This is a genomic window from Klebsiella sp. CN_Kp091 (assembly GCF_040065095.1).
Lineage (GTDB): Bacteria > Pseudomonadota > Gammaproteobacteria > Enterobacterales > Enterobacteriaceae > Klebsiella > Klebsiella aerogenes.
In genome coordinates this window covers 24,781-38,122 of the sequence record NZ_JBEAIO010000016.1, presented here as the reverse complement: position 1 = coordinate 38,122, position 13,342 = coordinate 24,781, and the positions used below count along the sequence as shown (strand labels likewise).

Annotated in this window: 13 protein-coding genes; 5 read left to right on the top strand and 8 right to left on the bottom strand. The window is 57.0% G+C overall.

All coding sequences use genetic code 11. The annotated features are described in order from the left end of the window. Positions 1-152 precede the first annotated feature (152 nt). Entirely contained in the window at positions 153-1,238 is a 1,086-nt protein-coding gene (locus tag ABLV17_RS12905; protein WP_087858052.1) for a tartrate dehydrogenase, read from the bottom strand. Between the two features lie 82 nt (positions 1,239-1,320). Here ABLV17_RS12905 and ABLV17_RS12900 point away from each other — a divergent pair, with 82 nt between their 5' ends. Next, positions 1,321-2,316 (top strand): LysR substrate-binding domain-containing protein, encoded by a 996-nt coding sequence (locus tag ABLV17_RS12900; protein ID WP_183269025.1) that lies wholly within the window; start codon positions 1,321-1,323, stop codon positions 2,314-2,316. Here the strand turns inward: ABLV17_RS12900 and puuE are convergent. The 5 genes from puuE to puuD all read right to left on the bottom strand — a co-directional run bounded on the left by puuE (position 2,303) and on the right by puuD (position 7,970). Further along, entirely contained in the window at positions 2,303-3,568 is a 1,266-nt protein-coding gene (puuE, locus tag ABLV17_RS12895) for a 4-aminobutyrate transaminase (protein WP_045386357.1), read from the bottom strand. The two genes, ABLV17_RS12900 and puuE, sit on opposite strands and share 14 nt — an antisense overlap. 46 nt (positions 3,569-3,614) lie before the next feature. After that, positions 3,615-4,895, bottom strand: coding sequence for an FAD-binding oxidoreductase (locus ABLV17_RS12890; RefSeq protein WP_045397003.1), 1,281 nt, complete (start codon positions 4,893-4,895; stop codon positions 3,615-3,617). A gap of 2 nt (positions 4,896-4,897) precedes the next feature. Continuing rightward, the gene (gene puuC / locus ABLV17_RS12885) at positions 4,898-6,385 is read right to left on the bottom strand and encodes an aldehyde dehydrogenase PuuC (protein WP_308959014.1); all 1,488 of its coding nucleotides are present in this window, start codon (positions 6,383-6,385) and stop codon (positions 4,898-4,900) included. Positions 6,386-6,634: 249 nt separating this feature from the next. Further along, the gene (puuR, locus tag ABLV17_RS12880; protein WP_002898590.1) at positions 6,635-7,192 is read right to left on the bottom strand and encodes an HTH-type transcriptional regulator PuuR; all 558 of its coding nucleotides are present in this window, start codon (positions 7,190-7,192) and stop codon (positions 6,635-6,637) included. Positions 7,193-7,217: 25 nt separating this feature from the next. Further along, positions 7,218-7,970, bottom strand: coding sequence for a gamma-glutamyl-gamma-aminobutyrate hydrolase (puuD, locus tag ABLV17_RS12875; RefSeq protein ID WP_183269024.1), 753 nt, complete (start codon positions 7,968-7,970; stop codon positions 7,218-7,220). Positions 7,971-8,195: 225 nt separating this feature from the next. Here puuD and ABLV17_RS12870 point away from each other — a divergent pair, with 225 nt between their 5' ends. Together ABLV17_RS12870 and ABLV17_RS12865 are read left to right on the top strand one after the other, a co-directional pair. Beyond that, positions 8,196-9,614, top strand: a complete 1,419-nt coding sequence (locus tag ABLV17_RS12870) for a glutamine synthetase family protein (protein ID WP_087858047.1) — start codon at positions 8,196-8,198, stop codon at positions 9,612-9,614. A 350-nt stretch (positions 9,615-9,964) separates the two neighbouring features. Next, entirely contained in the window at positions 9,965-11,356 is a 1,392-nt protein-coding gene (locus ABLV17_RS12865; protein ID WP_348854308.1) for an APC family permease, read from the top strand. 89 nt (positions 11,357-11,445) lie between these two features. On the opposite strand, the gene ABLV17_RS12860 is transcribed toward ABLV17_RS12865, so the two are convergent. Further along, positions 11,446-11,568: a small membrane protein gene (locus ABLV17_RS12860; RefSeq protein ID WP_072251592.1), complete on the bottom strand. Its 123-nt coding sequence runs from the start codon at positions 11,566-11,568 to the stop codon at positions 11,446-11,448. A 266-nt stretch (positions 11,569-11,834) separates the two neighbouring features. On the opposite strand from ABLV17_RS12860, the gene ABLV17_RS12855 reads away from it, so the two are divergent. Then, positions 11,835-12,059, top strand: coding sequence for a hypothetical protein (locus ABLV17_RS12855; protein ID WP_087858045.1), 225 nt, complete (start codon positions 11,835-11,837; stop codon positions 12,057-12,059). A 16-nt stretch (positions 12,060-12,075) separates the two neighbouring features. On the opposite strand, the gene ABLV17_RS12850 is transcribed toward ABLV17_RS12855, so the two are convergent. Then, positions 12,076-12,825: an SDR family oxidoreductase gene (locus tag ABLV17_RS12850; RefSeq protein WP_087858044.1), complete on the bottom strand. Its 750-nt coding sequence runs from the start codon at positions 12,823-12,825 to the stop codon at positions 12,076-12,078. A gap of 102 nt (positions 12,826-12,927) precedes the next feature. On the opposite strand from ABLV17_RS12850, the gene ABLV17_RS12845 reads away from it, so the two are divergent. Further along, complete coding sequence (locus tag ABLV17_RS12845) at positions 12,928-13,287, top strand: helix-turn-helix domain-containing protein (protein ID WP_087858043.1); 360 nt, start codon at positions 12,928-12,930, stop codon at positions 13,285-13,287. The last annotated feature ends 55 nt before the right edge of the window (positions 13,288-13,342 follow it).

Here is a 13,342-nt window from a genome sequence, read left to right as displayed (position 1 = left end):
CAGAAGAAATATCGGGAGCGCAATGTGCTCTGAATTAACACAAAGCACATGTTTTTCCCGGACCAAAACCGTTGCAAACCGATGCGATATCTACATGAGCGTGCCATTGTAGCCCCGGTAAGCGCAGCGCGACCGGGGAGCGGCCGGGGTAATTACGCCAAAATGGCCTTGCAGATAGCGTCGCTGACCTGCTGCGTTGAGGCGGTGCCTTTCATGTCCGGAGTTTTCGGCCCGCTGGCGATCACCTGCTCTATCGCCGCCAGAATACCGTTATGCGCGGCGTGGTAGCGCTCATCGCCGTTGCCGAGGAAATCGAGCATCATCGCCCCGGCCCAAACGGTAGCGATCGGGTTGGCGATATTTTTACCGTAGATATCCGGCGCCGACCCGTGAACCGGTTCGAACAGCGACGGGAAGGCGCGCTCGGGATTGAGGTTAGCCGACGGCGCAATACCGATAGTGCCTGTACAGGCCGGGCCGAGATCCGACAGAATATCGCCAAACAGATTGGAGCCGACGACCACGTCGAAACGTTCCGGCTGCAGCACGAAGCGGGCGCAGAGAATATCGATATGCTGCTTGTCCCAGCGAATTTCGGGATAGCTTTTGGCCATCTCTTCCACGCGCTCATCCCAGTAGGGCATGCTGATCGCAAGGCCGTTAGATTTGGTTGCTGAGGTCAGCGTTTTGCGCGGGCGGCTTTGCGCCAGCTCAAAGGCGTAGCGCAGGATCCGGTCAACGCCGCGGCGGGTGAAGACCGACTCCTGAATCACCACTTCATGCTCGGTGCCTTCATTAGCGCGACCGCCGAGGGCGGAATATTCGCCTTCGGTATTTTCGCGCACCACGTAAAAATCGATATCGCCGGCCTTTTTACCCGCCAGCGGGCAGGGGACGCCGGGGAACAGGCGCACCGGGCGCAGGTTGACGTACTGATCGAACTCACGGCGGAACTTCAGTAGCGATCCCCACAGGGAGATATGGTCGGGGACGGTATCCGGCCAGCCGACGGCGCCGAAATAGATAGCATCGAAGCCCTGCAATTGCTCGCGCCAGTCGTCCGGCATCATCTTGCCGTGATGGGCGTAATATTCGCAGCTTGCCCACTCCATCTGCTCGAAGCTCAGCGACAGATCCCAACGCTGCGCGGCGGCTTGCAGCACGCGAATACCTTCAGGCAGAACTTCTTTACCAATTCCGTCACCGGGGATGGCGGCAATACGACAGGTTTTTTTCATTCCGGTTCTCACTTTTTAGCGATGATGTTTGACCACCTGCCTATCCTATAATTGACTGGTTCATAATTAATCACGCTAACTGGTGAAACATAAAACACAGATCATGAATAATCTGCCGCTGCTTAATGATTTACGCGTGTTCATGCTGGTCGCTCGCCGGGCCGGTTTTGCCGCCGCCGCCGAGGAGCTTGGCGTCTCACCGGCGTTCGTCAGCAAGCGGGTTTCGCTGCTGGAGCAAACCCTGCATGTGATGTTGCTGCACCGTACCACCCGTCGGGTCACCATTACCGAAGAAGGGGAGCGGATCTACGAATGGGCGCAGCGCATTCTGCAGGATGTGGATGAGATGATGGACGAGCTTTCCGACGTGCGTCAGGTACCGCAGGGAACGCTGCGTATTATTAGCAGCTTCGGCTTTGGTCGCCGGGTGGTCGCCCCCGCGCTGTCGGCGCTGGCCCGCCAGTACCCGCAACTTGAGCTGCGCTTCGATGTCCAGGACCGGCTGGTGGATTTAGTCAATGAAGGGGTGGATCTCGATATTCGCGTCGGCGATGATATCGCGCCGAATCTAATTGCCCGCAAGCTGGCGACCAACCATCGTATTCTCTGCGCGTCGCCGCAGTTTCTTGCCCGCCACCCGCAACCGAAGCAGCTTAGCGATCTGGCTACCTTACCCTGCCTGGTGATCAAAGAGCGCGACCATCCGTTTGGCGTCTGGCAGTTGCACAGCAAAGAGGGTCAGCACGCGATCAAGGTGACCGGGCCGCTCTCCTCCAACCATGGTGAGATCGTGCATCAGTGGTGTCTGGATGGGCAGGGGATTGCGTTACGTTCCTGGTGGGATGTCAGTGAAAATATCGCCAGCGGCCATCTGGTGCACGTGCTGCCTGACTACTTTCAGCCCGCCAACGTCTGGGCGGTTTACGTGTCGCGGCTGGCGACCTCAGCCAAAATCCGCACCACCGTGGAGTTTCTACGCCACTATTTTCAGCAGCACTATCCCCAGCAATGTATCGTCAGCAGCGAGGAAAACAGCCGGCGACCAGCGCCGCCGGCGGAGGGCGTTACAGACGCGTGACGCTCTGCAGAATCGTCAGCGCGCGGGAGAACTGCGCATCCGGGATGGTCAACGGATAGAGGAAGCGAATGACGTTGCCATACTGACCGCAGGTCAACAGCAGCAGGCCTTGCTCCAGCGCCTGCTGCTGGATTTTCTGCGCAATCGCCGCCGACGGTTCGCCGGTCGCCGGGTCGAAAAACTCGGCGGCGATCATCGAACCCACGCCGCGTGCTTCCACCAGCGCCGGACACCAGCCCTTCACTTCCTGTAGCGTCGCCAGCAGGCGCTCGCCGAGGAACTGCGCGCGCTCGCACAGCGCTTCGTTATCAATGATATCCAGCACCGCATGCGCGGCCGCCACCGCCAGCGGGTTGCCGGCGTAGGTGCCGCCTAAGCCGCCCGGCGCCGGGGCATCCATGATCTGCGCGTTGCCGACCACGCCGGAAAGCGGCATGCCGCCCGCCAGGCTTTTAGCCATCGTCATCAGATCCGGTTTATCGGCATAGTGATCCATGGCGAACAATTTACCGGTGCGGGCGAAGCCGCTCTGTACTTCATCGGCAATCATCACGATGCCGTGCTCATCGCAGAGGCGGCGTACTGCGGCAACCAGCTCTTTCGGCGCGACGTTAAAACCGCCTTCGCCCTGTACCGGTTCGAAAATAATCGCCGCCACCTGTTTGGCTTCGATATCGGCTTTGAACAAGCGTTCAAGGGCGGTAATCGAATCGGCGGTGCTGATACCGTGCAGCGCTGACGGATACGGCACGTGGTATACCGAGCCGGGGAACGGCCCGAAGCCTAGCTTGTACGGCGCGACCTTACCGGTTAGCGCCATCGTCATATAGGTACGGCCATGGAAACCGCCGCCGAAGGCGATAACGCCCGGGCGTCCGGTATGGGCACGGGCGATCTTCACCGCGTTTTCGACCGCTTCCGCGCCGGTAGAGAAGAAGGCGGTTTTTGCCGGGCCTTTTACCGGCGCCAGTTCGTTGAGCTTCTCCGCCAGCGACACATAGCTTTCATAAGGCACTATCTGATAGGCGGTATGGGTAAACTGCTGTAGCTGCTGTTCAACCGCGGCGACCATCCGCGGATGGCGATGGCCGGTATTCAGCACCGCGATGCCGGCGGCGAAATCGATATATTCATTGCCTTCGACATCGGTCAACGTGGCGTTTTGCGCGCTCTGGGCGAAGAAGTTGCACATAACGCCCACGCCGCGCGGGGTAGCAGAAAGACGACGCTGATGGAATTCATTGTTGCTCATAATAAACACCCTTTAGCAAAAGTTAATCACGGAACCGAACGGCAAATCAGACCCCAAGGCGATCGCGCAGGCTGTAGTAGGCGGCGCCCATGGCGGTAAAAGGAATTCGCAGGCTGCGCCCGCCCGGGAACGGGTAGTGCGGCAGTTTGGCGAAGGCATCGAAGCGCTCGGCATCGCCGCGTAGCAGTTCTGAAATCAAGCGTCCGGCCAGATGGGTACAGGTCACGCCGTGGCCGCTGTAGCCCTGCATGTAGTAAATATTGTTATCGAGACGGCCGAACTGCGGCATACGCGACAGGGTCAGCAGGAAGTTGCCGGTCCAGCGGTAGTCAATTTTTACCCCCTGCAACTGCGGGAAGGTTTTCAGCAGTTTCGGCATGATCAGGCGCTCAACGTCGTCCGGATCGCGTGCGCCGTAGACCACGCCGCCGCCGTACAGCAGGCGGTTATCGCCGGTGAGGCGGTAGTAGTCCAGCAGGTAGTTACAATCTTCCACGCAGTAGTTTTTCGGGATCAGCGAGCGGGCTAAGTCCTCCGACAGCGGAGCGGTCGTCACGACCTGAGTGCCGCACGGCATGCTGCGTTTTGCCAGCTCCGGTTCAAGCTTGTCGCCGAGATAGGCGTTACCGGCGACGATCACGTAGCGTGCGGTTACCTGGCCGCGAGCGGTACTGACTACCGCCGGGCTGGTGTGCTGAATTCGGGTCACCGGCGACTGCTCATACACCCGGCCGCCGTTAAGACGAATGGCGTCCGCTTCGCCGATGGCAAGGTTCAGCGGGTGAATATGGCCGCCGCTGTGGTCGAGCAGGGCGCCGACGTAGCGGTCGCTGTCTACTTCGCGACGAATGGCATGGCTGTCGAGCAGTTCCAGTTGGGTATTGCCGTAGCGCTCCCAGTTGGCTTTTTGCTCTTCCAGCGTTTCCATTTGCTTATGGTTCATGGCCACAAACAGGCCGCCTGGGCGGTAATCGCACTGGATCTGGTAACGCTGGATGCGCTCGCGAATAATATCGCCGCCTTCGAACATCATGCTGCCGAGCATTTTGGCCGCATCCGGGCCGTAGTTCTTCTCAATAACGTCGATATCGCGGCTATAGGAGTTAACCAGCTGTCCGCCGTTGCGGCCGCTGGCGCCGAAGCCGATACGCGCGCCTTCCAGCACTACTACGTCGTAGCCCATTTCGGCCAGATGCAGGGCCGAGGAGAGGCCGGTGTAACCGCCGCCGACGACGCAGACGTCACAGTTGATTGATTCCTCCAGCGTCGGGAACGGTTCATACTTGTTGGCGCTGGCGGCGTAGTAACTAGTGGTATGTTCAGTCATGATCAAGACTCCAGAGCAATCCAGATGGTTTTCAGTTCGGTGAATTTTTCCAGTGCGTGCAGCGATTTATCGCGCCCGTTGCCGCTCTGCTTATAGCCGCCGAACGGGACGGTCATATCACCATCGTTGTAGTTGTTGACGAAGACCGAGCCAGCCTTCAGGCGGCGACTCATGCGGTGGGCGCGCGACAGATCGCGGGTCCACACCGCGGCGCCGAGACCGTAGTCGCTGTCGTTGGCCAGCTGCAGCGCCTGTTCTTCGCTTTTGAATCGCGTGACGACCAGCACCGGGCCGAAGATCTCTTCGCGGCTGAGGGTTGAGGACGGGTCGACATCGACGAAAATGGTCGGGCCGACGGCGGCTGGCCACGGATTTTTCCGCCCGTCGAGGAATAGCGTGCTTTTGGCCTCACCGCCGCGGATAAAGCTGTGTACGCTGTCGGCATGGGCGTTATCAATTAACATCCCCATGGTGGTATTGGGATCGAGCGGATTACCCGGCTGCCAGTTTTGCGCCTGCGCTTTCAACAACGTCAGGAACTCATCAGCGATGCTCTCTTCCAGCAGCAGGCGGGTGCCGGCGATGCAGACCTGCCCCTGGTTATAGAAGATACCGCCGGCGGTGGCGTTGACCGCTTTTTGCAGATCCGGACAGTCGGCGAAGACGATATTGGCGCTCTTGCCGCCGGCTTCCAGCCACACGCGCTTCATATTGCTGTCGCCGGCGTCTTTCAGCAGCTGCTTGCCGGTGCGGGTGGATCCGGTGAAGGTAATGACTTCAACGTCAGGATGCAGCGCCAGCGCCTGCCCGGCCTCGTGGCCAAAGCCGCTGACCACATTTAACACCCCGTCCGGGAGTCCGGCTTCTTTCGCAAGCCCTGCCAGACGCAGGGCGGTGAGCGGTGATTTTTCCGAGGGTTTGAGGATTACGCTATTACCTGCCGCCAGCGCCGGGCCGAGTTTCCAGCAGGCCAGCAGCAGCGGGAAGTTCCACGGCACCACCGCGGCAATCACGCCAATCGGTTCACGAACGATCATTGCCAGTTCGTTGCCGCCGGTGGGCGCGACTTCGCCATAGACTTTATCCAGCGCTTCGGCGTACCAGCGAATGGCGCGGGCGGCGCCGGGAATATCGTCGCGCAGGCTGTGGCGAATCGGTTTGCCGGTATCGAGCGTTTCCAGCAGCGCCAGCTCTTCACGATGGGTTTCCATCAGGTCGGCAAATTTCGTGAGAACCGCTTTACGCCGGGCCGGGGAGGCCTGCGACCAGTCGCCGTTATCAAAAGCCTGACGCGCGGTTTTCACTGCCCGTTCGACGTCGGCTTTTTTACCGCGGGCGACCTGCGCCAATGTCTGCTGTGCGGCAGGGTCGATAGTCTCGAAGGTGGTATTATCGGCCGCGGCGCAATATTCGCCGTTAATAAATAAGCGCGTTTCAATGGCCAGGTTTTTCGCTTTTTCCTGCCAGTAAGCCAGGTGCTGGAAATTCATCATGACTCCTTAAAAACATCATCGGCAAAATATAGGGTTCGGCGTTTTCAGGGGCTCAGGGCGCAGGGCGTCCCCGGGGTAGAAAACCGTCTCTTCGCCATTCACTGGCGTTAATTATCTTTGGGCCGGCAGGAAATAAGATTTCCGCGCTGCGCAGGTATTATTACTGCGAGTTCTTCGCCGCGGCGGAAATATTACATCCGCCGCGGCAGGCCTGAAGAAAGCCTGAAACCTGCTCAGGCTAAGAAATCAGAATGTGGTGGGGGTGTGGGCACTGATAATGCGGCAGATACCTGCCGAGGTGTTGCTGAAGCTATGAGGGATGCCGGTATTAATGGCATAGCTCTGTCCAGCCACCAGGTGGTACGACTGACCGTTAATCGTCAGCACGATTTCACCTTCCAGTATGGTGCCTATCTCCTCACCCTGATGCTTAATTCTCTCCCCGGTAGTGGTCCCAGGCTGGTAAGTTTCAAAAATCATCGCCAGCGTACGGTTCGGATTTCCGTTATGAACCAGTTTCATTGAAACGCCCTGACTCCCCATTTCGATAAGATCGTCCTGATTAATGACGACCTGCGGTTCATCCGGCTTTTCGGGTTCAGAAAAGAATTCCGAGAGCGACAGCCCATATACTTTCAGCAGCTTTTGCAGCGTACTGATGGCAGGACTGACTTTGTCCTGCTCTATGGTGCTGATGGCACTATGTGTTAACCCAGACAGTTCGGCGGCACGACGCTGTGAAAGACCCAGCTGTTGGCGGATCTCTGACAGACGTTTCCCTGGCGCCAGTCCGTCATCGCTCATATTTGCATTTCCTTAACTGTAGTGGTCAGAGCCGCCGCTTTTCGGCGACATGGTTCTGACAGGCGGTGATAAAACCATCAAACAACATACGCGACAGGGCGTATTCGCTACTGTTCCATTCAGGATGCCATTGTACGCCCAGCGCGAAAGGGTGGTCGTTGACGCTGACCGCCTCAACCAGCCCATCCGGTGAACGGGCCTCCACGCGCAGACGCGAACCCAGCGTTTTTGCGCCCTGGCCGTGTAGCGAGTTTACCCAAAACGTGTTGCAGCCCGGTATTAACTGAGAAAGTAAACCTCCTTCCTGCACCTCCACCTGGTGGGACGGCGCATACTGCTGCTCCACCGGTAGTTCAGGATCTTCGCGATGCTCCAGCAGTTCCGGCTGTTCAAACAGACGACGATACAGAGTCCCGCCGGTGGCGACAACCAGTTCCTGCAGCCCTCGGCAGATGGCGAAAATGGGGATGCGCCTTTCGAGCGCGGCGTTAATTAGCGCCATGCTCAGAAGATCACGCCCGGGGTCGGCGTCAGGCTCATCGCCGTTTTCACCATAAAGGTGCGGCTGCACGTTGCTGGGGCTGCCTGGCAGGTAGATCCCGTCCAGTTTATCGACTAACGCATCCAGCAGTTCCGGCTCGGCCAGCGCGTGCGGCAGGGCAATCGGCAGTCCGCCAGCGTTAACAATGGCATTCAGGTACTTTTCTTGCAGAGTCTGGGTCTGGTGACCCTTAAGCCTGTTTCTACACATCACGACGCCAATAACTGGCTTGTACATTATATTTTCCATGATCGCCCTCACAAAGTGGACTAAATTATGACCGTCAGTGGCTGATAAACGGCCATATCGTTCAATATTTTCTCAATCTAGCAGTGGAAATAGCCGTTTGCAAACTTAATTTAACATTTGACAAACATTTTGTTTGCATACACATTCGAAGGGTGGACATTATATTTGACGTTTTCAGTCAGGGTCCGAAAACTAAAACAACGGCGGTGAATCATGGATACCAATATCGTAGAAGTTGAGAATTTTGTTCAGCAGACGGAAGAGAGACGGGTAAGCGCGTTCGCTAAAGAAGTGAAGCGCTACCTCGAAACCTACCCCAATACTCAGTATGTCGATGTACTTCTCACAGACCTGAACGGCTGCTTCCGCGGCAAACGCATCCCGGTTGCCAGCCTCAGCAAGCTGGAGAAAGGCTGCTACTTCCCGGCATCCGTTTTCGCGATGGATATTCTCGGCAACGTGGTGGAAGAGGCCGGGCTTGGCCAGGATATGGGCGAACCGGACCGCAGCTGCGTCCCGGTATTGGGTACGTTGACCCCTTCGGCCGCCGATCCGGAATACATCGGCCAGGTCTTGTTGACCATGGTTGATGAAGATGGCGCTCCCTTTGACGTTGAGCCGCGGAACGTACTCAACCGCCTCTGGCAGCAGCTCCGCCAGCGCGGATTGTTCCCCGTGGTAGCGGTAGAGCTGGAGTTCTATTTACTCGATCGCAAACGCGATGCCGAAGGCTACCTGCAGCCGCCGTGCGCGCCCGGCACCGACGACCGCAATACCCAAAGCCAGGTCTATTCCGTTGATAACCTCAACCATTTTGCCGATGTACTGAATGATATTGATGAACTGGCCCAGTTACAGCTGATCCCGGCGGATGGCGCGGTGGCCGAAGCCTCTCCAGGGCAGTTCGAAATCAACCTCCACCACACCGATAACGTGCTGGATGCGTGCGATGATGCGCTGGCATTAAAACGTCTCGTGCGTTTAATGGCGGAGAAGCATAAGATGCACGCCACTTTTATGGCGAAACCTTATGAAGAGCATGCGGGTAGCGGGATGCATATCCATATCAGCATGCAAAACAATAAAGGTGAAAACGTGCTGGCGGATGCGGACGGCGAGGATTCAGCCCTGCTGAAACGCGTGCTGGCCGGGATGATTGACCTGATGCCGGCGTCGATGGCGCTGCTGGCGCCGAACGTGAACTCGTATCGTCGCTTCCAGGCGGGCATGTATGTGCCGACCCAGGCGTCATGGGGGCATAACAACCGTACGGTAGCGCTGCGTATTCCGTGTGGCGATCGGCATAACCACCGCGTTGAATACCGCGTGGCCGGGGCGGACGCCAACCCGTATCTGGTGATGGCGGCGATTTTCGCCGGTATCCTGCACGGGCTGGATAATCCGCTGCCGCTGCAGGAAGAGGTGGAAGGTAATGGTCTGGAACAAGAAGGCTTGCCGTTCCCGATCCGCCAGAGCGATGCGCTGTGGGAGTTTATGCAAAACGATCATCTGCGGGAGCGTCTTGGCGAGCGTTTCTGCCACGTTTACCACGCCTGTAAGAATGATGAGTTACTGCAGTTTGAGCGTCTTATCACAGAAACCGAAATTGAGTGGATGTTGAAAAACGCCTGATGTTCGCCCCGAAAGGGGCGCATTAGTTTAACCGGTAGCATCATACGGCCTGAGCGGAGCCTGGTCGTCCTTTTTGCTGGGAGCCCAGCCATTTCCCGGATGTCGCGTTAAGGAGCGTAGGCGGCAACGGGGCTTCAGTTAACGACACAGTGTGTGACGAGGAAATGAGATGATGCAGATGTTCAAATATCCGCAGGGAGAAGGGGGCCTCTTTGGCCGCATTGGATGCCAACTTACCGCCGTTCATCGGTCCGTCTTACCCTTTTATTTACGTCTTACCCCCTTGCTAAGCAGGTTTGTTACCCGGTCTTTGTGCCCGCAAACTGTCGTCGGCATGGGGGGAATGCGTCATGGCTGCTAATCTTCCTGCAGAAAACGCCGCTCAGGCGGGAAAACCGCGTCTGCGTAAATCGCTCAAACTGTGGCAAGTGGTGATGATGGGGCTGGCTTACCTGACCCCAATGACGGTGTTTGATACCTTCGGCATCGTTTCCGGTATCAGTAATGGCCACGTTCCAGCCTCTTATTTGCTGGCGCTGGCAGGGGTGCTGTTCACCGCCATCAGCTACGGCAAGCTGGTGCGCCAGTTCCCGGAAGCGGGCTCGGCCTACACCTATGCGCAAAAATCAATTAGCCCGCACATCGGTTTTATGGTCGGCTGGTCCTCACTGCTGGACTATCTGTTCCTGCCGATGATTAACGTCCTGCTGGCGAAGATCTACCTCTCCGCGCTGTTTCCGGAAGTGCCGCCGTGGGTGTGGGTGGTGACCTTTGTCGCCATTCTGACCGCGGCGAATCTGAAAAGCGTCAACCTGGTGGCCAACTTCAATACTTTGTTCGTGCTGGTGCAGATCTCCATCATGGTGGTGTTTGTGGTTCTGGTGGTACAAGGGCTGCATAAAGGCGAGGGTGTGGGTACCGTCTGGTCGCTGCAGCCGTTCATCAGCGAGAATGCGCATCTGATCCCGATTATTACCGGCGCGACGATTGTCTGCTTCTCGTTCCTCGGCTTTGACGCCGTTACCACGCTTTCAGAAGAAACCCCGAATGCCGCGCGGGTGATCCCGAAGGCCATCTTCCTTACCGCAATGTACGGCGGCATTATTTTTATCGTCGCCTCGTTCTTTATGCAGCTGTACTTCCCGGATATCCATCGCTTTAAAGATCCGGACGCCGCGCTGCCGGAAATTGCGCTCTACGTCGGCGGCAAGCTGTTCCAGTCGATTTTCCTGTGCACCACTTTTGTTAATACCCTGGCATCGGGCCTGGCGTCGCACGCCAGCGTGTCGCGCTTGCTGTACGTGATGGGACGCGATAACGTCTTCCCGGAGCGCATTTTCGGCTATGTGCATCCGAAATGGCGAACCCCTGCGCTCAACGTGATTATGGTGGGCATCGTCGCGCTGTCGGCGCTGTTCTTCGACCTGGTGACCGCGACGGCGCTAATCAACTTCGGCGCGCTGGTGGCCTTTACCTTCGTTAATCTCTCGGTATACAACCACTTCTGGCGGCGCAAGGGTTATAACAAAACCTGGAAAGATCGCTTCCATTATCTGCTGTTGCCGATGGTAGGCGCATTAACCGTGGGGGTGCTGTGGTTGAACCTTGAGGCGACCTCATTGACGCTGGGCCTGGTTTGGGCGGCGTTGGGATTGCTTTATCTCACTTACCTGACCCGCCGTTTCCGTAAACCGCCGCCGCAGTTTGATGCAACAAAGGCGGAACAGGCTTGGGAGTCTTAACTTTTAGTTATAGCAGGAGAGAAGGCAGGCGCTAAGCCTGCCTTCTCTGTTTGTTACGCAGCCCAGGTGTAAAGATTGGCAAAGGGGAATTATTTCTTTTTTTTATCGGTTGGCAGCTGAGCGGCGCGACGTTCTTTGATATAGGACACCAGACTGTAAACGGCGACTCCCAGTAGAGCAATCGCCACGATAAAGAGCACAAAACCCGACATAAATTAACCTAATGATTTGTTTAAACAGAAGAAAAAATAACGCCTCACGAAGACGATAACATCGGGATGTTTCCGAAAGATGACCTAAAAGTGCCAAAGGCATCAGCCATGGCTCATTATGTTAAAGTATTGATGGTGTTAATGTGTTGATGGCGCTCTGTGAGCGCCTTAGCGTCTGACGTAACACTCCGTTAAGTCATTTTACAGACGGACGGGATTGCGGCTGGTACGCTAATCGTTGAATGAGAATTTTCTGAGAGTAATGCATGTTTAAAAACAGTACCGCTGGCCTGTTTGCTTCGGCGCTAATGCTGACGACTTTTGCCTGTTGGGCACAGTCGGAAAGCCAACAGGTTCGCGAACGAATCGTCGAGCAGGTGCTTAAACCCTGTGAAGGAAAAAAAGCCGGCGATAAAGTCGTTATGGTCGATCGCCGGGGCGGCGAACATGAAGCGATTTGTACGCTGGCGGCGGTACCCTTACCGGAATAAGCGCCGCCTTCCGGATTTACAAGTTGCCGGTGCCGCCATCAACCAGCAGCTCGGTTCCTACCACGTAGCTTGATTCATCCGACGCCAGGTACAGCGCCGCTTTCGCCAGCTCTTCTGGCGTGCCCATCCGGCCCAGGGGTACCAGTGCTTTAATCTCTTCCTGTAACGCCTGCAGCGCATCTGCGCCGAGCCCAAGTTTGTTCAGCGCCGGAGTTCGAACCGGGCCGGGACTCAGGCCGTTGACGCGAATTCCCCGCGACAGCAGCTCCGCTGACAGCGTGCGCGCCAGCGATAATATTCCAGCTTTACTGGCGGCGTACACGCTGCTGGCGGGCAGCCCGATATGGGCGCTTACCGATCCGCAAAGGATGACCGATGACGGATTCGCCAGCAGCGGCAGCAGTGCCTGCAGCAGGAAGAACGGTCCTTTCAGGTTGATGTTCATCAGTTGATCCCACTGCGCGGGCGTCCAGTCGCTAATCGCGCCATGGGTAACGTCCCCTGCATTGATAAATACCGCATCCAGCTGTGGCCAGCGTTGGCTAATTACTTGTGCCAGGTGCCGCTGTCCGACAATATCGCCGGCATCCGCTGCGATGGCCCAGCCGTTTTCCCCTAATTGCGCCTGTGCCTGTGCAAGGGCGTCAGGATTGCGACCGGTGATTGCCACTTTCGCCCCTTCGGCGATAAACGCTTGCGCGGTGGCTAACCCAATACCGCTGGTACCGCCGGTAATCAGCGTATATTTACCTGCTAAACGTGCCATCTGTGAAACTCCAATGTGCGGGGTGGAAAAGGCACTATAAAAAATTTAGTATCCAAAGGATACCAGGTACCAAATGGATACTAATGCGCAAAGAGGTGTGCAATGACGGTAAAGACTGCGCGGGCGGCGCAAAAAAAATTTGATCCACAACCTTGTCCGATGACGGATTTCGTTAATCTGATCGCCGGGAAATGGGCGATTCCGATTTTATATCGGCTGATCGTGCTTAATGAACCGGTGCGATTTGGCGAACTGTTGCGGGCGGCGGCCCCGATCACTCAAAAAGAGTTGACCCGGCAGCTCCGCTTGTTCGAACAGCGCGGGTTGGTCTCCCGCGAGGTGTACGCTGAAATACCGCCACGTGTGGAGTACCAGATAACGCCGCTGGGCCTGTCGATGCGCAGCGCGTTGCAACCGCTGGCGGAATGGATGCGCGATTATGGCGACCGGCTGAAGCGCTAAAAAAGCGACCGACGCCTCAGTTTGTGAGCCATTGCCCGCAAAAATGTCATAAATC

Coding starts and splice junctions, on each gene's coding strand:
- ABLV17_RS12905 (WP_087858052.1), bottom strand. CDS start 1,238: ATGAAAAAAACCTGTCGTATTGCCGCCATCCCCGGTGACGGAATTGGT.
- puuE (WP_045386357.1), bottom strand. CDS start 3,568: ATGAGCAACAATGAATTCCATCAGCGTCGTCTTTCTGCTACCCCGCGC.
- ABLV17_RS12890 (WP_045397003.1), bottom strand. CDS start 4,895: ATGACTGAACATACCACTAGTTACTACGCCGCCAGCGCCAACAAGTAT.
- puuC (WP_308959014.1), bottom strand. CDS start 6,385: ATGAATTTCCAGCACCTGGCTTACTGGCAGGAAAAAGCGAAAAACCTG.
- puuR (WP_002898590.1), bottom strand. CDS start 7,192: ATGAGCGATGACGGACTGGCGCCAGGGAAACGTCTGTCAGAGATCCGC.
- puuD (WP_183269024.1), bottom strand. CDS start 7,970: ATGTACAAGCCAGTTATTGGCGTCGTGATGTGTAGAAACAGGCTTAAG.
- ABLV17_RS12870 (WP_087858047.1), top strand. CDS start 8,196: ATGGATACCAATATCGTAGAAGTTGAGAATTTTGTTCAGCAGACGGAA.
- ABLV17_RS12865 (WP_348854308.1), top strand. CDS start 9,965: ATGGCTGCTAATCTTCCTGCAGAAAACGCCGCTCAGGCGGGAAAACCG.
- ABLV17_RS12860 (WP_072251592.1), bottom strand. CDS start 11,568: ATGTCGGGTTTTGTGCTCTTTATCGTGGCGATTGCTCTACTGGGAGTC.
- ABLV17_RS12855 (WP_087858045.1), top strand. CDS start 11,835: ATGTTTAAAAACAGTACCGCTGGCCTGTTTGCTTCGGCGCTAATGCTG.
- ABLV17_RS12850 (WP_087858044.1), bottom strand. CDS start 12,825: ATGGCACGTTTAGCAGGTAAATATACGCTGATTACCGGCGGTACCAGC.
- ABLV17_RS12845 (WP_087858043.1), top strand. CDS start 12,928: ATGACGGTAAAGACTGCGCGGGCGGCGCAAAAAAAATTTGATCCACAA.